This is a genomic window from Sphingobium sp. SG1 (assembly GCF_057063145.1).
Window position 1 is genome coordinate 296181 of record NZ_JBVVOJ010000001.1, and the last position, 20875, is coordinate 317055.

General features: G+C 54.5%; 18 protein-coding genes. 7 read left to right on the top strand and 11 right to left on the bottom strand.

The features are described 5' to 3' along the window. Positions 1–9: 9 nt before the first annotated feature. Positions 10–1095, top strand: a complete 1086-nt coding sequence (locus tag AC0KVN_RS01565; protein WP_483655390.1) for an NUMOD3 domain-containing DNA-binding protein — start codon at positions 10–12, stop codon at positions 1093–1095. 3 nt (positions 1096–1098) lie between these two features. Here AC0KVN_RS01565 and AC0KVN_RS01570 read toward each other — a convergent pair whose 3' ends face one another. From AC0KVN_RS01570 to AC0KVN_RS01620, 11 genes are all read right to left on the bottom strand, one after another. Continuing rightward, the gene (locus AC0KVN_RS01570; RefSeq protein WP_483655391.1) at positions 1099–1977 is read right to left on the bottom strand and encodes an ERF family protein; all 879 of its coding nucleotides are present in this window, start codon (positions 1975–1977) and stop codon (positions 1099–1101) included. Between the two features lie 110 nt (positions 1978–2087). Beyond that, positions 2088–2669 (bottom strand): nucleoside triphosphate pyrophosphohydrolase family protein, encoded by a 582-nt coding sequence (locus tag AC0KVN_RS01575; protein ID WP_483655392.1) that lies wholly within the window; start codon positions 2667–2669, stop codon positions 2088–2090. 24 nt (positions 2670–2693) lie between these two features. After that, the gene (locus tag AC0KVN_RS01580) at positions 2694–2897 is read right to left on the bottom strand and encodes a hypothetical protein (RefSeq protein ID WP_483655393.1); all 204 of its coding nucleotides are present in this window, start codon (positions 2895–2897) and stop codon (positions 2694–2696) included. Positions 2898–2963: 66 nt separating this feature from the next. Further along, positions 2964–5330: a hypothetical protein gene (locus AC0KVN_RS01585; RefSeq protein ID WP_483655394.1), complete on the bottom strand. Its 2367-nt coding sequence runs from the start codon at positions 5328–5330 to the stop codon at positions 2964–2966. Then, positions 5320–5880: a hypothetical protein gene (locus tag AC0KVN_RS01590; RefSeq protein WP_483655395.1), complete on the bottom strand. Its 561-nt coding sequence runs from the start codon at positions 5878–5880 to the stop codon at positions 5320–5322. Before AC0KVN_RS01590 ends, AC0KVN_RS01585 begins: the two co-directional genes overlap by 11 nt. A gap of 35 nt (positions 5881–5915) precedes the next feature. Further along, positions 5916–6959, bottom strand: a complete 1044-nt coding sequence (locus AC0KVN_RS01595; RefSeq protein ID WP_483655396.1) for a metallophosphoesterase — start codon at positions 6957–6959, stop codon at positions 5916–5918. Between the two features lie 151 nt (positions 6960–7110). Continuing rightward, on the bottom strand, positions 7111–7788 hold the full coding sequence (locus tag AC0KVN_RS01600; protein WP_483655397.1) for a putative Ig domain-containing protein: 678 nt from the start codon (positions 7786–7788) through the stop codon (positions 7111–7113). A 34-nt stretch (positions 7789–7822) separates the two neighbouring features. Then, the gene (locus AC0KVN_RS01605) at positions 7823–8734 is read right to left on the bottom strand and encodes a terminase large subunit (protein ID WP_483655398.1); all 912 of its coding nucleotides are present in this window, start codon (positions 8732–8734) and stop codon (positions 7823–7825) included. 124 nt (positions 8735–8858) lie between these two features. Beyond that, the gene (locus AC0KVN_RS01610) at positions 8859–9110 is read right to left on the bottom strand and encodes a hypothetical protein (RefSeq protein ID WP_483655399.1); all 252 of its coding nucleotides are present in this window, start codon (positions 9108–9110) and stop codon (positions 8859–8861) included. Between the two features lie 11 nt (positions 9111–9121). Then, a complete protein-coding gene (locus AC0KVN_RS01615) occupies positions 9122–10303 on the bottom strand; it encodes an RNA ligase (ATP) (protein ID WP_483655400.1) in 1182 nt (393 codons plus the stop codon). Between the two features lie 59 nt (positions 10304–10362). Next, on the bottom strand, positions 10363–11208 hold the full coding sequence (locus AC0KVN_RS01620; RefSeq protein WP_483655401.1) for a hypothetical protein: 846 nt from the start codon (positions 11206–11208) through the stop codon (positions 10363–10365). Between the two features lie 136 nt (positions 11209–11344). Here AC0KVN_RS01620 and AC0KVN_RS01625 point away from each other — a divergent pair, with 136 nt between their 5' ends. Genes AC0KVN_RS01625 through AC0KVN_RS01650 form a run of 6 tightly spaced genes read left to right on the top strand, consistent with a single transcriptional unit; the run spans position 11345 to position 20808 of the window. Continuing rightward, positions 11345–12358, top strand: a complete 1014-nt coding sequence (locus tag AC0KVN_RS01625) for a hypothetical protein (protein WP_483655402.1) — start codon at positions 11345–11347, stop codon at positions 12356–12358. Continuing rightward, entirely contained in the window at positions 12358–12663 is a 306-nt protein-coding gene (locus AC0KVN_RS01630; RefSeq protein ID WP_483655403.1) for a hypothetical protein, read from the top strand. The genes AC0KVN_RS01625 and AC0KVN_RS01630 overlap by 1 nt, the downstream gene beginning before the upstream one ends. Continuing rightward, complete coding sequence (locus AC0KVN_RS01635) at positions 12660–15227, top strand: hypothetical protein (RefSeq protein ID WP_483655404.1); 2568 nt, start codon at positions 12660–12662, stop codon at positions 15225–15227. Before AC0KVN_RS01630 ends, AC0KVN_RS01635 begins: the two co-directional genes overlap by 4 nt. Continuing rightward, positions 15220–17007: a hypothetical protein gene (locus AC0KVN_RS01640; RefSeq protein ID WP_483655405.1), complete on the top strand. Its 1788-nt coding sequence runs from the start codon at positions 15220–15222 to the stop codon at positions 17005–17007. The genes AC0KVN_RS01635 and AC0KVN_RS01640 overlap by 8 nt, the downstream gene beginning before the upstream one ends. Before the next feature lie 39 nt (positions 17008–17046). Further along, complete coding sequence (locus AC0KVN_RS01645) at positions 17047–17436, top strand: GPW/gp25 family protein (protein ID WP_483655406.1); 390 nt, start codon at positions 17047–17049, stop codon at positions 17434–17436. Positions 17437–17451: 15 nt separating this feature from the next. After that, on the top strand, positions 17452–20808 hold the full coding sequence (locus AC0KVN_RS01650) for a hypothetical protein (RefSeq protein WP_483655407.1): 3357 nt from the start codon (positions 17452–17454) through the stop codon (positions 20806–20808). Positions 20809–20875: the final 67 nt, after the last annotated feature.

A 20875-nucleotide genomic window follows, 5' to 3' on the forward strand; every position in this document is an offset into this window, starting at 1 on the left:
AAATAGACAATGGAAGATATTTCGGATTTCGGGCACTGGGAATACCCCGGTAAATTTGACGTCAGTGAGTGGTTTGGTTTCATATATCGTATCATCGATACGACGAATGATCGGGAGTATATTGGAAAGAAGCAGTTTCACAGCACCACCACCAAGGCGGTGAAAGGGAAGTCGCGACGCAAAAAAACAGTCAAGGAATCTGATTGGAAAAAATACACTAGCTCATCGGTTCATATCAATGAAGCGATCAAGAATAAGGGGAAAGGTGCTTTTATATTTCTGATAGAGTCACTTCATAAAACGAAAGCAGCGCTGCATTACGCCGAAATCGAGGCACAAGTTGACGAAGATGTTCTCAGAGCCAAGTTGCCGAATGGTGAGCGAAAATTTTACAATGGTATGATCGCTAACGTTAAATTTTTGCCGCCTGCGGAGGTGCCAGAAGAAACACGCCATAAAATTAGACAGACCTTGCGTCTATTTTGGCAGAATACGGATCACCACTATTATAACAAGATGACCGATGAGGAAAAATTAGTCTGGGATCAGCAGTATCGAATTGGTGGCAATAACGCAATCATGCGCGGTTTGACAGAAGACCAGTGGCAGCAGTATTTGGTTGACAACTGTTACGGTGCAGCAAATCCCATGTTCGGCGTTTTGGGTGAGCTACATCATCGGTTTGGTGTCAAACATACTGATGAAGTCAAAAAAGCTCAATCGGAAAATATGAAGGGTCGTTTCGCGGGAGAAAAGAATCCCCGCTTTGGAAAAAGCCCGCACGAAAACCTATCGGAAGACCAACTTAATCAGTTGAAAGATCGGTTGCGCGAACGAATGACCGGAGAGAATAATCCCATGTTCGGTATCCCGTGCACCTATAAAATGTCTCCGTCGGAACGCGATGAGTGGAGAGCGAAGATATCAAAAGCCACCAAAGGGAGACCAAAGTCTGAAGCCACCAAAGAAAAAATGCGAAAACCAAAAGGACCGCAGGAACAGGCCACTTGTCCTCATTGTGGTAAATCTGGTGGAGTGAATAATCTTAAGCGCTACCATTTTGAGAAATGCAAACATGCTCCGAAACCGGAATAGACCTTAACCGTTCGACCGCAGGACATGTGCCTTCTTCCGCGCGAAGAGATCAAGAACCCATGTCTTGTCATGGGGCTCGAAACCATTGATCGTCCCCTTGGCCTGACGATATAGCGCCTCCAACTCATCGACCGATCGGGCTCCGCCGATATAATCGGTGAAGTCATATTCGCTGTTATAAGCGCTTTCAGGCACTTTCGGGAGGACGGGCTTCGGCGGTTCTTTCGGCTTCTGCTGGGCGAACTGCCGCGCCTCCGCCATCAGATCGACGTCAGCTTGGGTTGGACGATGCTGCGCCGGTGCCCGACCACGAGCCTTCTCCTGCTGCTGGCTATCGCCATCGGGCTCGCCCGTCTGAATTTTGAAATAGCGCCGCATCAACACTTTATCAGCGTAGGAATGCGCCGATCCACCAGTCTGCGGCCCATCGAAACGATGCGGAATAGTAACGTCACCGATGTCGAATTGACGGCCATCCTTGTAGCCGAGCACGCCCTTGAATTTGTATAGCAGCACATTGCCATCACCGGTTGTGCAACCGATTTCGCGCGCGTCGATCGACAGGCCGTTCTTCTGGATGATCGGGATGGCCTGCGCATAATAGGCATCGATCGGCGCATATTTGTAGTTGGCATATTCGTTCGTGTCGGTCTTGATCATCTGACCGATCTGCTCGCGCGCATTCTGCACGGCCTTGAACACGACGGAAGGCAAATCATCCAGTTGACGAACCAGTCCCTCATCCGACAAGGGCATGTTCATCGGCAGCGTGGTTTGATTGTCAGTCGGCGTCTTGACTGCCTTGAGATGGCCGCGCGATTTGGAACTTACCCCACGGGTGCGGGCGGCGCGTTCTACGGATCGTCTCTGTGGGGCAGCCATTTCAATTCCAATGTCTCTGGACTAATGCCCCTATATTCATCATTCGGGGTAAAGTTTCAAGCCCCCTACTTCTTTTTGTGAAAAAGGGCGGGTTGCCCCGCCCTCTCCTATCAGTTCTTGGTGAAGTCGGCGAGGGTAACCGCCGCATTGGTTTCGATCTTCCCCGGTTCGATCAGGGTGTTGAGAATTTCGCGCTCGGCGGCCAGATCGCGGTTGTTCGCATCGAACTCCGTGAACTTGTCCGGGAAGCGCTTGCGCAGCTTTTCGATATTGTTGCGCTGGATCGCATCAAAGGTCACGCCAGCCTTCTTTGCCAGCAGAGCAGCATACCAGAATACGTCGCCGACTTCTTCACCCATGTTGACCACGTCCAGTTCGTGGACGCCGAACATGGCCTTGATCAGCGCTTCGACCAGTTCACCCGCTTCGGTGGCGATGCCGATGATGCCATGGACGATGTTGGTGTCGACGAAATTCGCGCGGACTTCGGGGGCGTCCTCGCGCAGCGCCTTGGGGATGTGACCCAGATCGCGGCCGTAGAACAGAGACTTCTTGATCACGTCGAGCGTCTGGGCGGCCAGCGCGAACTGCTCCAGCGCGCCGAAGAGGACACCCGGTTCGACCTTGTCAGCGTGATAGTTGGGCGAAGCCGTCACATGGGCTTCTTCAATGTAATTGAAATTGGCAGTCATCAAATAGTGGGCTTTCAAATGGGTTCAGGCGTGGCCGGTGGCGACCACGTTTTCATCGAGCGACATACGCAGTCGAAGTGCATCGTCGATGTCGTTACAGATCACCCTATTTCCGGTTATTTCGGTTCGGGCAAAGTTGTTTTGAATAAAGGATCGGATGGAAAAATAGTTCATGTCGGGATTTGCATCGTAATCAATCTCGACAAACCAACGCTTCGACTTACGCATCTAATCAAGTTCCTCTATCAAATCGACTACAGTTGGGTAGACAAGCACCTACCCAACTGTCAAAAATCAAATCTCGTCAGGCGCGAATTCGGTGAAGCCATTTTCCTTCTTCACCATCAGCGTCTTCTCAACACGACCGCGCAGTTCCTCGCGATGCGAGATCAGGAACACATTCTTGTTGCGCCCCATGCCATAGGTCTTGAGAACGCCAAGGGCTGCTTCCGAACCAGAGGCACACAGACCATTGTCGAGAAGCTCATCAACCCACATGAGATTGACGCTGTGGTTGAGGCTCTCCCAAACATCGCGGAACGCCCATGAAGTCGACATAATGATGCGGGTCTTCTCACCACGGCTCATCTGGTCATAGTCATAGTCTCGGCCCAGCAGCGAAATTTCAACCGACAGATCGGGCAGAAACTGCACTTCATGGGGAAGCCCAAGCTTGCCCAGATAATGGGTCATGCGCTCATTCAGATTGGACAGGTTCTGCTCGATGATCCGCTTGCGGATGAAACTGTCACGCTGGGTCAGCAGCTTGAGCAGGGTATCCTGATGACGCAGGAGGTGCTGTGCCTCATGCAAAGCATCATGGGATACGATCTGAAGCGTCGCCCGGAAGCTTTCAACCTGCTCGATGAACGGGTTCACGGCCTGCTGCGTCTGCTCCAGTTCGCGGACCAGATCGTCGAGCTTCTTTTCATGCGCCTGACGGGTTCGATACACTTCATCGCGTGAACGGAAGCTACTGGTCGGTCTTGAACCCAATTCCGCCAGTGCGGCCGATGCGCGATCGATGTCCGCCAGATACGCGCTCTGTGCGCTGCGGATGTCAGAAACCTTTGCCTTCTGCGCTTCATATTCGGCGAGAATACCGGTGCGAAGATCGATCGCGGCCTGTTTTGCCACTTCAAGGGCATCCAGCTTCGAGATGATCTCTGCCGTATCCTCGATCGGACCAAGCTCGGTATCTTCCCAAGCGACTGCCGGATGTTCGTCCAGTGCCTTGCGCTCAGCGACTTCGGTCTCTCGCAGGGAGGTGATGGACGCCTGATACTGATCAGATTTTGCGCGCGCATCAATGATCTTTTCCTCAAGGACGCGGATGCCTTCGTCGATCACGGCAAGCTGTGCATCAAGGTTCTGTTCGATCTTGTGCAAATGATCCGAGCCAGCAAGCGACTGACCGCAGGTAGCGCAGTCCGAACCGTGCGCAGCTTCGCGCTCCAGCATCTTGGCTTCGCGCAGAGACGTTTCACGATCCTTTTCCCGACCAAGCCGGTCCACCGTATATTCGGCATCACGCAGAGCAGCCTCAAGCTGCCGAATGGAACTCTGGCAGTCTTCGACTGCGCGCGCCTTCTCCCGCCGGGAGACCTCGTTTGCATTTTCGGCCGCACGACGAGATGCATCGCGTGCATTTTGAGCATCGCGGACAGCCTGATCGCGCATCGCCTCGATTTCGCGGGTCAGCTTCCCGATCGACCCATCAGGGTCATCCTGCTGCGAAAGGGTCAGTAGAGTGGATACTTCGCCCTCCAGCGTCTTGGCTTCTCGTTCGTTGAGAGCCAGTTCGCGCTCAGCAGTTTCCTTGGCCGAACGGGCAGCCGTGAGGGACGCATCATAGGCATCGATCTGATCGAAAATGCGCAGTTCGCCGTCGAAATCGATGTTCAGGCTTTCGATCGCATCGAGTTCGGTTGCAACGCGAACAACCCGACTGTTCAGGTCGGAATCCCACTCGGCCTTTTTTTGTGCTGCCTGATCGATGGCGACGTTGATGCGGCGGTTGGCCTCCACAATAGCCTCGATTTTGGTTTCTTCGCTCTCGACCCGGCGCTTAGTCTCGCTGATGAGCTTTGAGAGGACTTTCGCGCGATCGCCCAGCGTGGTTGCGCCGAGGAGCTTCTCCATAATCTCGCGCTGCTTGGCCGCGCTTTCCTTGATGAAGGGCACGGTGTTGGTGTTGAGCGCGAGGATATGGCAGAACATCGTGTGGTCAAAACCGAGCAGATTGTTGATCACGGATTGCGTGTCGACATTCTCGCCCATTGCACCGTTTCGTTCGGCATCCGCCTCGTCATATTCGACGCCATCCTGAAACAGTTTCAGGACATTGGGCTTACGCCCGCGCATGACCCGGACCAGCTTACCATCACGGCGGAACTGGGTTGCGACCAGCATTTTCTTGCCATTGATGTTGTTGATCAAGTTGTCCTGTTTGATCCGGTCCAGAGCCTGACCAAACAGGACATAACTCAGTGCCTGAATGATCGTGGTCTTGCCTGTGCCGTTGCGGGTTTCGCCGCCATTGGCGTCAGTGCTGAAACCCAGCACCAGCGTGAGCAGGTCCTCATTGAAGGGGATATACTGCTCCACTGCACCTGTGCTGAGAAAATTGGTTAGCCAGAGGCCATCAAATTCAAGATTCACATTCTCTCTCAAATAGTTCGCGGTGATAGTTTGTAAGGTTTACCCGCGCCTGAAGAGCATTGCGGGTCTCCCTGTTATCCTTGGTCTGCTCAATATAATCGAGCAGTCGCTGCTGCATCTTCAGGTTGTATTTGTAGGCATTTATCGGTTTGCGCCGGATCGCCAGTTCAACATCTGGAATGATCTGGATGATTTCCCGAGAGGGAAGATCGATAGTCGGTGGCGGCGCGGCGGGAATCTTCGAATTCATCAGCAGCCTGTGCTGATGATGCTGGTAGATCAGCATATCTTCGATAGCCTTGCGACGATCCCGATCGGGCTCTTCGTAGAACCAGATGAAGGCGATTTCTTCCGCGCTCAATTTCTGGTTCGAGATGAGGTCCGATCGGCCGCTCGTGACATGTCGCTGCGTGCGCGCCCTCAGACCATCATCACTCCGACCGACATAAAGTGTCGACTGGAACCAATCGGCCAAACCGTAAACGCCCGGAACCTTTGGGATCAACTTGAACTGCTGCTCGCGATACCCCTGTATTTCTTTGTGATCCATCAGATAAATCTACGTTCGTCTATAGCATCAAGTCACTATTTTCCTTGCCTCGACGCAATATCTTCGTAGATTTGCTTGAGCATCTTGTTGTCGATTCCGTTGGAATCGAACTGGTCAAGACCTTCATACACGATCTGATCGACGGTCTGGAACTTTACATCCTGCGCCATATCGCGCGTTACTTCGGGCTTTGTGTTGGGCTGGATCAGTTCAAGCTTGCGGAGTTGGTGGTTACGCGCAAATTCGTCACGCAGGTTCATTGTCTCCTCGTAGGTGATGCCGGTATCCATGGTTGCTCGAACCGTCATCTTGGGACGCAGCAGTTCTCCCGGCTTCGTCATAAGATCGCTCAGCAACATCGTGCGGAACAGCGGCTGATCCGGCCATGCCTCGAACATCGGGTCCTTACCCCATTCGAGCATCATCATGCCGCGATCGGCATCCCAGTCATCCGCGAAATTGAACGGCATGATATTGCCAATGTAGACGACATTGCCCTTGGCCTGACGAAAATGATAGTGCCCCGTGAAGCAGAACTCGTTGCCGACAAAATCATCGATTTCGGGTCGACCTTCATGGTCGGGGACCGGAACCTTTTCATTCATCAAAAATCCACCGTTACACTCTAAATGCCCGAAGATGTAACGGGAGTTCAGACTACGCAGCATCTTACGTTCATCTCCAACCAGCCACGGCAGGAAGGTCACGCCATCTTTGCCTTCGCCATAGGTTACGGGCTGATTGATCCAGCGGAAGTTGTCGAGGTTCTTTGCGAACACCGTCGAAGCGACATCGCGGCGATCGCGATACATGAGGTCGTGGTTGCCGGTGATAAAATGCACTTCATCGAACGCATCGTTCAGCATTTCCATCGCCTTGAGAGACATATGGATGGTACCCAGCGTGACAGAATGTCGGCTATCGTGCCAGTCACCAAGGACGGCAATCTTCTTCGCACCCCATGTGCGGGCACGTTCGATCGCCCATATGAGGAAATCAAGGTTGTCCTGATTGGCAACCAAACTGCCAGACGATCGCCCAAAATGGAGATCGGTAATTGCTACAATTTTGTCGAACACCAATAGTCTTCTGAAATGCCGTTATCAAATGGTGCGGTCGTTCACCTGCTGATGGCATAGAAAAGCCTATACTGCGCAGTCACTATTATTCAGCAAAAAGACCCCGCCTCTTTCGAGACGGGGTCCAGATCACATCGAAGCTCTATCCCGATTAGGAGATAACGATATCGAAGTCGTCGGTGACGGTGGCCTTGCCATCCGACGCCGTGACGCGAACCGAAACCGTGCCAGCCGCACCAGCACCAGCAGCCTTCGCGAACGTGCGCGTTGCCGGGGTGAAGGTGAGGTAGGCCGGGAGAGCCCCACCGGCTGCCAGAGCAGCGGTGTAAGTGAGGGTGTCGCCATTGCCATCGGCAAAGGTGTTTGCGGGGAACGCATAGGAGAACGCAGCCGCAACGGTGGCGGTCTGGTTCGGGATCGCATTCGCGACAGTCGGAGCGGCGTTGGCGTAGGTCGCCATGGTGCCCTGACCGGCAGCGGCACCGGCGATGCCGAGCTTGAAGGTCAGAACGCTGTTCTGGACAGTCACAACCTTGGTGCTCAGAATCTTCTTCGCATTCTCGGTGCTGCCACCGAACTTTGCGATTTCGACCGTGCACAGTTCCGCGCGCTTTGCCGCGTCATCGCCGGTACCGGCGGTGAGAGCAGTCAATTCCGACGTGGTCTGAGCGAGCCGTGCGAACTTGGTCACAGTGCCGTTCGTGACCTTGTACTTTGTCGTGCCCACTTGCTTGACGATCCAACCCGTGACGACGGCCGAACCGCTATAGAACTTTACCGCAATCTTGCCCGCAGCCGAGCCAAAATTACGCGGATGAATAGGATGCATTATTAATCTCCGAAGAAAATCGATGTAACCCTATTTAGCGCTTCTGGCTCATGAGCGGCTCTTCTAGGGTCGTTAGACCAATTCCACAGCCATATTCCCGCTTGAATGCATCAGGCGACATGTTCGCTCGGCTTTCGTCAACTCCACCTGTATGGTGTGGATTTTCATCGGCAAGGATGTTTGACCATGGAACGGTTATGCGAGCGGCCTGCATCGGAGATTGCCACAGTTTGCCAAGCAGCGATTTGGGGTCTGATGGATTGTTGCCCGTGATGATCAACTTGCTGCGACAGGCGGCCATTAATGGCATGGCGCAACTGAGGAAATCATTCACTTTACTGTATGGCATGAAATCGCCATGCTCGACGACCAGCATCGTCAACGAATGCCCTTTCAGTCCAATGGCATCCATGTTCCGACAATAAAGTGCGGAGGCATACGATGTTGAGTAGCCTACCTCGATGATATTTTGAGCGTTATTTTTGACCTGCGGGCTTTGGGGCGGTAGCCCCCTAATAATTTGCGCTGAGCGGGCCGCAGTTTCGCGTGAGTGCGCCTGCTTGTGCGACATCAGCATCGAACGGGAATTGGGCTTGATCAACTCGTAGGCTAGCGTGCGGCTGATCAAATCAGTGACGCCCATTCGGCGCGATCCTGCGATCAGCACGACGTCAAAAGCGTCTATCATCTCAGCGGCATGTCGCTGCCACATATAGGGCTTAAATGTTGAAGTGACCCCATGCTGGTCAGTAATTTTGGTCTGCTTCATGAAACTGAGAAGATCGTGGGGCGGAAGCCAGACAACCGGCTCGCTGTCAGTGGATGGCTTTTCTGCGCTCATCCAATCGCCGATCTGCCTAGCGGCCCTGACCAGCACATTCATGTCATTCGAACCAGTCAGCGACTTTGCAAACTGGAGCAGTTCTTCAACTCTCTTATGTTCCATATTACTCCCAAGACAATTTCTGCTAAGGCGGGAGGAGACGATTTCCGCTCGACCCATGGGAGTAATTAGCCACCGGCTCTTCACCAGTTTGAGAAACAGAAATGGGGGCCGAAGCCCCCACCCCTTATTCAGCAGGTTCTGCCTGCTCTTTGGCCGGAAACAGGTCCAGCGCAGCCAGCAGAACCGCCCTGCCCTGATCCATGACCAGCGGCTCCATTTCATTAAATGAGAGCGACTGATCGACTTCGAGCACGAAGCTGAGGCTGCTCATCACCGACGGTGCCTCGCCCATTTTGCTCGTAATGGGGACGATCACGCGAACCCCCTTATTGCCAGCCAGCGGCTGGAAATTCATCTGACCCAGATTCAAATTCACTTTATTGCTCCTTACTGGATTTCCGTACCGTCTTCTTTGAGGCTGTAGGCCGGGCTCACCATTTTGAGGAACGGCCGCAGGTTGCGCTTGCCATCGGGCGTCACGCGCTTCGACTGGTCGCCCACAGCGGTCACCACCACGCCCTCACGGATATGATCGCCGCTGATCGTGGTCTTGCCATCACGCACAGCGATCAGCGCCTCCTCATTCCACGGACCGTGGTAGAGAACCGGCAGTCGCTCGATACCCAGTTCGCCGAAGATCGCAATCTTCTCTTCCCGGTTGAGGAACTTGCCATCGATCGCAATGTCGAACGCGCGGAACGTGGGCTTCTTCAGGCCATAGGCCAACCGCTGGACGCCCTGACCGAAGATTTCGCCGAACAGGTCGATCGACGCATCTTCCCGCAGACCCAGCATCCGGACACGATCAATGAGATCGAACTCCTTCGCCGTCTTGACGTAGATGTTGCCCTCGTTCTTCTCGTTGTTCTTGAAGACGAGACCCTTGGCTCCAAGTCCCTTGGATGCGATCGCCACATCACCATCACCGAACAGTTCGTCATAGTGGACACCCGGTCGGTATGCGACGCGGAAGTTGGTCCCGTGGGCCTTCTCCACAGCTTCCACAACATCATTGTCGAGGAAGCCGGGAAAGTTTTGCCAGTTCTCGATATCATAGTCGAACGCGAACTCGACAGCAGACAGGACTTCGCCGCCCATACCGACCGGGATCGGCGGTTCATACTTGGTAATACCGAAGAACTCAGCGACATCGTCACCGACTACCACTGCCTTCTCATGCTCAGTGCCGTTGCGATAGGCCCAGAGGAACGTGTTATCGACGTCGCTGAGGTCAGTGGTCAGGCAATCGGCTTCCAGCTTCCATACGAGACCCTGACTGAAAACGCCACGCAGCTTCATGGGGCGCACGCGATCGCCAGCCTTGCCGCCCAGAAGGCCCTTGTCCTTCTCGTCATTCCAGTAGCCGCGCTCCTTCAGCACGTCTGCGGGGATAACGGCATTCTCAGGCACGTAGATGATCGTCTCGCCCTTGCGAAAACGGTGCGACCCATCTTCGAGCTTGTTCGTGATGGCATCGAAGCCCAGAATTTTGCAGATCGACAGTCGGTCTGCATCCGGGTGATCGATCACATCATCAATCACCCGGACCAATACTTCAAAAGTGCTCAAGTAAAATATCCTTCTTCAAGTCGAAGAAGGCTAGAAAACTCTACACTACAAAGTCGATATTATTTGGGCTCTTCGCGTTCTGCCTTAATTGCGGCTTCCATCGCAGCCTTTTCAACTTTGGTCTTTCGACCTCGCTTGGCTGCGATAGGCTTTTGAGCCTGTTGGAATTCGGGGCGCATGGAAAGTTCGTGTTCAATCTGACGGGTCATGGACGGTTTGGCACCGGCCATCATCAGCAACTCATCACGGATTTCCTGATTGCGCTTTTCGTTATTCAACACCCGAACGAAGCAGTGATGCACCGATTTGGTGAAGAAACCAAAGGGGTTGTCCGACTTGGCTTCGTCGAAGCGCAGCGCGATCTTTACCAGATGCTCCAGCGCATTGCCCTGCATTTCGTCATTGTAGGTATAATTTCGGAAGCTACCCGATCGGGCATAATTGCGGATCAGGCGCATGATCATTTCGCCAAGCTTATTCGAAACGCGGCCATGATCGGTGCAGAACTCGCCGTTTTCAAAGCCATCCTTCCAATGCGACCGAAGCACCTCCTTGGGACCTTCTTCGGTAATGATGAAGTGCTTGAATGGCGGGAAGTTCGTTTGGGCATGATCAGGGTTGGCCGCCCGGCTACGCTTCTTGCGCTCAGGGTCCAGCGGCACATGGTCATGGGTCATGACCCGGAAAATCAGACTATCAGGAGTAAGACGCGTGCATTCGTCCTTCTTACCGATCCGGGTTTTCTTTTCGGCGATGATCTCGGCGATCAACTCTGGCGTGATCTGATCGATGTCGTCGACGATGGCGTCATACGCTCCATATGCCTTCTTATCCAGCGAATAGCAGTATGTCAGTTTGCACCGGTGAATTTCTGTCAGTAATTCTTTCTTTGTGAGATAAGCCATCCGTAACCAAAACTATAAATTATACTTCAACATACCAAATCATTCACTTTGATTGCAAAATAAAACTGCGCACTTAATCGACAAATAAATAGATGTGCAGTTTCGATATTGGTGAAGTATGGCAAGTAGCAAGGACATGATGGCGCAGCTTAATGCGGATGTAGCGCGGGCTGCTGCGCCTATGCAGGCGACCGTCGATCGAGAAAAGAAGCGTAACGCCGCCATGGTGGCGGCGGCACAGGAGGCGAATAAAACGCCGGTAGATGATCCGGCTTATGGCAAGGCGCTGTCTACGACCAGTCAGGAATATGCTGAAAGCGAAGCGCGCCGACAGGCTCGTATCAGTGCAGCAGTCGCCAAAGTTGAGGCGATGCCCGATTCCGCATTTAGCGATGGGTCGTCCGTGCAGCCTACCGTTTCATCTACTTCATCAACCGGAATGGTATCAGGGAGCGCAAGCGGTGCACCGGCTACGGTTGTCGACCCAAACACGATAGTCGTGACTGCTGAACAGAAAGTAGACGATCGCATCCGCCTGTCTGCAATCACGGCCAGCGCGGCATCGCAGGTCTATGGTCCGAACGATCCGGCGAACAACATCCTTGCACCACTTTATGCCACGGGTGGGCTGCTGTTCCCCTATACGCCAACCATCACTGTGTCGCAGGCGGTGAACTGGGACCCGATCGCATTGGTCCACACCAACTATGACATCAATGCCTACAACCGGACGCCGTCGGTCAGCATCAGCGTGTCGGGTGAATTTACCGCTCAAAATCAGCAGCAGGGCGAATATTGCGCAGCCGCAATCCATTTTCTGCGCACGGTGTCGAAGAGCTATTTCGGCGAGAAAGACAGCAAGTCCAACAAAGCGGGCCTGCCGCCTCCGGTGCTGCGCTTCCGTGGATATGGCGATGCCATGTTCAAGGACATCCGCTGCGTCGTCAAATCGCATAGCTATACCTTCGACCCCAACGTCGACCACATCCGCTTCACGCTTCAGACCGGCCAAACGGTGAAAATCCCCAGCCTGTTCACGATCAGCGTCGAGCTTGGCGTGCAGCAGACGCCACAAGCGCAGCGCGAAGACTTCAGTCTGGATGAATTCCGGACCGGGGAGTTGCTGCGAAATTCTTCAGGATGGTTCTAATGAGCAAGATTACCTACCCCGCATCGTCGGCTTATGCCGCCACGCCCCAGACAAGCTGGCATATCGGTCGATATGTCCATCGCGGTATTCCACCCCATGAAGACGATACCCCCTACGTGATTGAGCCAAAATATGCTCTGCGCCCCGATCTGCTCGCCTATGATCTTTACGGCCGCGAGAGCCTCGCGTGGATATTTGTCAGCCGGAACATCGGCGTGATGCGCGACATGATCTGGGACTTCACGGTCGGGACAGAAATCATGGTCCCAAGCGCTGCTCATCTCAAGGAGACGCTTGGTCTATGAACCCGCCCAAGACCCCTCCAAAGTCTGCCGCGCCAAGCAAAGCCGACAGCGCCAAGTTTGCTGACGAGTATGCGGCCTATGCCGGTTACATGTCGACGAACAACAGCACAGTCCGCGTGCCGTCGGCTACCGAGAAATATGTCGGTGTCGCAACCGGAACATTGCCTGTGGGCAGCCCGGTGTCGAAGGATAGCGTTTACGCTTGGAACGGCGCGCTGGGGGCGAATGCAGCAGGGGTTCTGAAGGGCAAGGGCGCAGCGGCGAGCAAGGCAGCCGTTCCCGCAGCACCAAAGGCAACCGATAAGCCCGCAGCCGACACTAGCGTGGAAAATGTCTCCGCCCAGACGATCAACCCGGAGCAGATCGAAAAGACGCTCGCGGCTCTTCGCCGTGGGGATTATTACGACCCCAACCCCCTCAACGCGTTTGAAAATACGAACTACAATTTCCGACTGTTCATGACGCCGGATGTCGATGCCATTCACGAGGCCGGGGGCACGGTTCCCGGAACGGTGTCGGAATATCTGAAACTGCTCAACCAGTATAATCAGGTCACGATCGCGGAAACCGGCGTCACTGGCTACAACATCCAGAGCGTCAATATGGAGTCGTTGGTTGGCCCCAACCACCGGTCGGAAACGACCAACATGACCACGATGACCATGACGATCATCGAGGCTGGCGGCGTGTCATTTCTTGACTCTCTCAAGAACGCAGCCTTGCAGAACCGCGTGCGCAATTACCAGAAATGCTGGTATTTTCTCGAACTGACATTCAAGGGCTACAAGCCCGATGGTTCGATCGTAACCAACCTCTTGGCAGACGAGGGGTTCGATAATGATGGGCGTTGGGTCTGGCAGGTTCAGATCACCGACATCGAGACCAATCTCACGGCGGCAGGCGGAGAATATAAGCTCACCCTCATTCCATATTTCGAAAGCGCCCTTGAGGATCATTTGCGCAGCGTCCCTGAAATGGTCGTCGCCGAAGGCAATACGATCAGGGAAATATGCGACGATTTCACGCAGCAACTCAACGCCACATGGCAGCGCCGGACCGTTCTGTCAGACGGCTTGACCTATGCCATCAAATTTCACGGTGCGTTCGGTGAAACCGCATACACCACCGAGAAAATCGAGGGCCTCAAGCTCACTCCCGACGATCCCAAGCTCAATCCGCAGCATGGCAAATCGATGATCGACACACCGGGCGATAAAGTGGAGCGCAACCCGGTCAACGGGAAACCTCGGGCCTATATCCCTCAGGGGACAACGATCTCGCAGTTCGTGCAACTCATCATGTCGAACTGCGAAGAGGCCCAGCGCATTGCGTTCGACAATGACGACACCAAAGGCGGTACACCAGATGCCGACGACACCAAGGTCAACGGCAAGGGTTTCCGCGAAAGCGTCATATTCCGTATTGAGCCGGAGGTCCGCGTCACTGGCTATGACCCTCTGTTCAATACCTACAACAAGAAGATCACCTATCATGTCTATGGATATGTGACCCAGCGCCCTGTTCTGTCGCAGACGCAGATCATGCAGGCGCAGAATGACAGCGTTCAGAAAGCCATGGTCGAAGCATTCGTGCGACGTGGGCTGATGCGGCGCGCTTATCATTATCTGTTCACCGGCAAGAATACGGAAATTCTGGACCTCAACCTGAGCTATAACCTTCTCTGGAGCGCACAGCTTCCCCGTATTGTGCGCGACGAAACCGCTCGAAAGCATCTCCATTATAAGAAGGCTCTGTCGAAGGAGACCATGGCGCTTCTGGCTGGCGATATCGTGACCGCCTATGGAGCAGCAATCAGTGAACGCGCGACAGCACTAGCTGAACAGAAGCAAATTGCCGACGACCCTAATGCATCGGAAGAGGATAAAAACACGATTGCGACGAGAACGGCCGAGGCTGACGCAAACGTCGCGCTCCTGAGCAATCGTATCGCGACCATTCGAGCCGAGCTTAACGCAAAACTGCCGAAATTTGATGCAGCGGTCCTGCGCAAGGGTCAGGACGTCATTGCAGAATCGCTGTCGCCTGATGACCTGCCGGAAATCAATGACCTATCGCTGTCTCTGGTTCACGCAACCAATGAAGTGAAGAACGCACTGAGCAACGGCATGAGCGGGCAGTATCATGGCGGCAAATCACTGTATGGGGCGATCCTCAACCAGCTTCATGGGGACATGACCTCTCAGTTCCTCAACATCACGATGAAGGTTCGTGGCGACCCATATTGGATTGGCCCGGCCAACCTCGAACAGGTGGTCAACCTTTCTTCCGCCAGCCGTAAGGACAAGAAAACCTACACGGCCGATTATACGCTGGGCGACAACGTCTTCCTGCTGAATTTCGCCTACCCCACTGGGATCGACGCCAATGGCAATCCGATCATTCGCCAGAATGAGTCAGTAACGGCGATCTACGCCGTCACGAAGGTCAATCACGAATTCAGCGGTGGGCAATTTTCTCAAACTCTCGATGCATACCGCCTTCCGCTCATAAATGTCTTTAAGGCCAGCGTGGTTGCAAGGAACTCTTCGACAGACAATGAGTAGGTTTGATCTCAGTAAAACAGCAAGCGATTTCAAGAGCGGTGGTGGCGATAATACGAACTCCGTTGGCGGAATATTCGTGGGCATCGTCAAAGAAGTTTCGGACAACAATCAGCGCATGGGCCGCCTTCGGGTGTGGATTCCCGAACTGGGTCCTATGGGCGGTATCGACACCGGCGCTGAAAATGATCAGCGTTTCTGGTATACCATGTCCTATGCCAGCCCGTTTGCAGGCGCGACCCCTGTCGAAGATAATAAGGAAGGCTCCGACTGGACGGCCACGCAGACATCCTATGGGATGTGGATGGTGCCGCCCCATGTAGGCAATGAAGTCCTGTGCTGCTTTGCCAACGGTGATACCTCGCGCGGCTTCTGGTTTGCCTGCCTGTTTCAGCAGCACATGAACCACATGGTTCCGGCGATCGGTGCGGAGCCGGGCGGGTCGGCTCCAGTGGCCGAATATAACAAGCTGATCGAGCAGACCGACTATGCCAATCCTTCACGCCCGATTTTCTCCCCACTCAATGATGGCCTGACGACACAGGGGTTGATCTCGGATACGCGGCGCGGCCTCGCCACAACATCAGCGCGCCGTGAGTCCCCGTCTCATGTGTTCGGTTTCTCCACGCCTCGTGGAAACACCATTCATATCGATGATGGCGAGGGCGATGACAGTGTCGCGGGCGAGCGGGACAACGAGTTCATTCGTTTTCGCACGCGCAGCGGTGTCGGCATCACGATCCACGAGACCGACGGTTTCATCTACATGGTCTCGCGGAACGGCAAGTCCTACATTGAAATCAGCGACAATGGTGTAAACCTCTATTCGGAAGCCTCCGTCGATCTGCGCTCTACCAGCGGCTACAACATCCATTCCGACGGTGACATCAACATCGATGCGGGCGGCAATCTCAACATCATGGCGACCGGTCGGATTGCCATGGGGTCGCCGGGCGATGTGCATATTTCGGCGGGCGGCGACCTGATTACTGGCGCGAACGGCAATGCCAGTATGCGCGCCGGGGGCGAACTCCTGCTCTCGTCTGGTGGCGTGATGGGCCTTAGCGCAGGCGGCAACAGCATCCGTCAGGGCGCGATGATTCAGGACGGCGTCGATGCGCCTATCGCGCCCACCCCATTGGCCCCGACGCGCGGTGATCTGCCTGACGGCCCCGGCGGGACTCTTACCGGTTCATCCAGCGTCGGCTCCATGCCCCATCATGAACCGCGTAGCGGCGGAATGGGTAATGGCGGCGGCGAGCCAATGGCTCCGGGCGACTTTCCCACCACCGCCGAGAAAAAGCGTCTGTGGAACGTCATGTATGCCGAAATGCGCCGTCTTGGCTGGAGCGACACCGGTGCGAAGGTGATGATTGCACAGATCGGCCGCGAGAACGACTACAACCGGAACCTGATATTCGGGTCGCACACCGATCCGGCAAACCGCGCCCGCAATTCCGGGATGATTTCGTGGCAGGGATCGCGAGGAACCAAGCTCAACCAGTTCCTATATAGTAAGGGCGCGATGGAATCATCTGGTGCGATGAAGCGCGACGACGCCAATATTCGAGCACAAATCCAGTTCATGGATCAGGAAATGCGCCAAAGCTACCGGGAGTCCTATGCGGCGGTCAGATCGAACAAGAGCTATCGAGAGATCGAATATACGACCAGCACGGGATATATTGCTTGGCGTAGAAACGACCCGTCCTACTCGCATCATCTGACCAAGCTCGATCGCTATTACACCACGATTGATGGCAGCATCAAGGCAAACGGATAGTTTTTAACGACAGACTTTATGACGCACTAAATAGGTGTCATGAAGAAATTCTTTAAATATGTTGGGTTCAGCACCGCATCAACCGAAGCTGCGCGCCGTCGCCAGTGGAAGCTTTATGATGCGGATTTGATCAAGCGTGACCTGCTCAATCACTTCAACACCCGTAAGGGCGATCGGATTGGTCGCGCCACATATGGCTGTGCGATCTGGGACTATCTCATGGAGCAGCGCACCCCTGAACTGATCGAACTGATCGGCGAAGCTGCGGATGAAGTGTTCAATGCGGATAGCCGGATCAGCCACACTGGCGCAGAGGTCTATCCGTGGGATCACGGCGTGATCATCTCGACCCAGATCACCAACCAGTCCACTGGTGAGACCTCCGAATTCAAAGCGCAATTTGATGCCCGTCAGGGCATGATTTCATAAGGATTATTTGAGCCAATGTCGCAGTCCCTTCGTCAGAGCGAACTTTTTGCCAGTCAGGAATGGGAGGTCCTCTATCAGGCCTTCACACAGGTCAATTTCAACGCCTCCGATCCGGCGTCGATTGCCAGCGCGATGCGCGATTATATCGTCGCAAACTACCCCGAGGACTTTAACGACTGGATCGAAAGTTCGGAGTTCGTAGCGTATATCGATCTCCTGTCCTATCTGGCAGGCACGCTTGCATTCAAGACCGATATCAACGCCCGTGAAAATTTCATGGAAGTCTCGGAGGCGAGAGAGTCGATCCTGCGATTGGCTCGGTTTCTTTCCTACAACCCGCGTCGTTGCCAATCCGCGCGCGGTCTGGTTAAGCTGACCGCCATCCAGACCGATGACGATGTCTATGACTCCAATGGCGTCAATCTGAGCGGCACCACCATTCAGTGGGACAATCCCGATGATGGTGACTGGTATGAGCGCTTCTGTGCGGTCTTGAACAGCGCGATGCCGCAGACTTCGCCATTCGGCGCGAGCCTCTACAGCGGAACCGTATCGGGCGTCTCGACGCAGCTTTATCGCATCAATGCGTCGATGGGCGAGAATAATCTCAGCTTCAGCAGCCGGATCGGCGGATCGGCCGCCAGCACGTCGTTTGAACTGTGCAACGGCAATTTCACCGATGGGGAATCCTTCTTCGAGCGCGCACCCAATCGAGAAAGCCCGATCCATTTCTTCTACCGCAACGACAGCGCGGGTAATGGGTCAAGCCGCACCGGCTTTTTCTTCATGTTCAAGCAGGGTCGAACTACCCAGAGCAATTTTGCCATCTCCACGCCGCAGGCCAATCGCCTGCTGGACATTGAAACCACGAACATCAATGACAGCGACGTCTGGGTCCAAACCGTGAATGATAGTGGTCAGGTGCTGGAGGATTGGGTCAAGGTCCCGGCGATTTTCTCGGAAAACATCACGTTCAATTCGCTTTCGCCGACTGAGCGAAATATCTTCAGTGTGGTCACCCGCGATAACGACCGCGTTTCCATCCGCTTTGCCGATGGTATCTTCGGAACCGCGCCCGTCGGCAACATCCGCGTCACGCATCGCGCCGCCAATGGCGAGCAATATCAAATTCGTCCCAGTGATATGAGCCGCGTGACCGTCACGCTGGCCTATTACAATCGCCGTGGTCTCAAGCGCAACCTGACACTCACTCTGTCACTTCAGGAACCGGTGTCGAACGCAGCGCGTGCAGAAACGGAAGCGCAGATCAAGCGCCGCGCCGCCAGCGTATTCGGCACGCAGAACCGCATGGTCACGGGCGAAGACTATAACGTCTACCCTCTCACCTCGAACCTGATCCGCAAGCTCAAGGCCGTGAGCCGTATCTATTCGGGCCACTCGCGTTTCATCGATCTGAACGATCCAACCGGGACCTATCAGCACACCAATGTATTCGCTGATGACGGGATCATCTATCAGGAGCCATTCAATCGCTACACTGAGGTTCCGCTTCAGTTCAATCGCACGCCGGAGGAAATGCTTCTGCTGCACATCCAGCCGCTCATCGAAAGCGATGAAGTGCGCGGATATGCAAATGACGTCCTGACCAATCGGGCCATAGCTGATGGTAACCCCGAGGTTCCGGTTGGTTGCACATGGCACAATGTGACGAGTGCGACGGCCAGCAGCACGGGATATTTCTCGATCGCCAATTCCTATTTCACCGTCGGTGCCACCTTGCTGTTTTCCTATATGGCCGAAGGCGTCACGGTTCAGGAATGGGCCACCATCGGTTCGATCACAAACACTGCAACAAGCGCTCCGGTCACCGGCCAGCGCTATGGATCGGTCAGCATCAATCAGGCGATCCCCGATGGCGCGACTATCGTGAAGATCGTTCCCGTCTACATGTCGGCTTTGGACAGCAGCGCGACCGAAGAAGCAAAAACACGTCTCGAAGAGCGTCTGTCGTTCAGTTTGTGGTTCAACCCCGAGACCGGCACTTGGCGGGTCAGGGATGCCGAAACCCTCGCAACCGACATGAATGCCATCAACTATCTGCCTGAAATAAAACTCGCAAGTGTGGAATATTCCGGTTCGGGATATTGGCGGATTTCTGCTCGCGGGCAGCGGCTCGTGTTCGAGAGCGAGCGCTCTGTCAAGTGGTTCCATCCCGGCAGCCGGGCGATCGACCCGGAGACCGGCGCTCGACAGAATGATCTCATCCGCATCATCCGCATCAACGGTCGCCTTGATGATAGCGCCCCTCTTGGTGTCGACTACGACCTCTATCTTCAGAAGCTCATCCAGTATGGCGATGGCTATGCCGAAGCGGCACGTATTCAGGCTGGGCTCGCGGATAGCGACGAGGATGGACAGGCTGATGTGCCTGATGCTTTCCTCAAGGTAATCTCCACCCTTCCCCGCCTCAACACGCTGTTCTGGCGCAGGGAGGCCAGTAGCGACAACCTGACAGGCTTCAGCCCCTATAATGGCGTGCGCGTCTATCAGCATGAAGCTGAACGCCTCGCGGATAACGGCGCAAAGTCGGCGGTCGATGGTGACATCATTGCCTATCAGATCGAGGCCTCTGATCCGGCCGAGGATCGCACGTTCTGGCTGTGGAATGGCTCAGACTGGCAGCGCGAAACGCAGCGCTTCAAAGCGGCGACCGGTCGTGGCTCGAACATGTGTCAGTTCTGGGTCAATGGAGCGAGCAAGGTCACGACGAGCGCCGACGAACGTCGCGCCGCCCGTCTGAATTTCCAGTGGAAGCATTATGCTCCCAGCGATCATCGCATTGACCCCAGCCCGACCAACGTCATGGATATGTTCGTCCTCACCGAGGAATATGACTATGCCATTCGTCAGTGGGTCGCCAATGGCGCGATCGCCGCCGATCTTCCCACGCCGCCTTCGGAACTCGATTTGCGCCTGACCTTCGTCGAATATGACAAGTCGAAAATGCAGAGCGACACGATGGTCTGGCGGCCGGTGCGTTATAAGCTGCTGTTTGGTCCCGGCGCTGATGCCACACTGCGCGCGCAGTTCAAACTGGTTCGCCTACCCAACTCCACGCTCAGTGATGGAGAAATCAAGAGCCGGGTGGTGCAGGCAATCAACGACTATTTTGCTCTGGACGCATGGGATTTCGGTTCACGTTTCTATTATTCGGAACTCAATGCACTGATCCATAATCGTCTGGTGGGTTCGATCGCGTCATGTGAAATCGTCCCGATGTTCGAAGATGCCAGTTTTGGTAATCTGCATGAAATTCAGTGCCGTTCCGACGAATTGTTCATCTCAACGGCGCAGGTTGCCGACATTCAGATCATCGGTGCGAACACGCCTTCCAATCTGAGGATGAGATAACGAGAAAATTGCTTATCATAAAGGGAGACCTTTAAGCGAAACCTAAATAGCAGATACACTGATTATC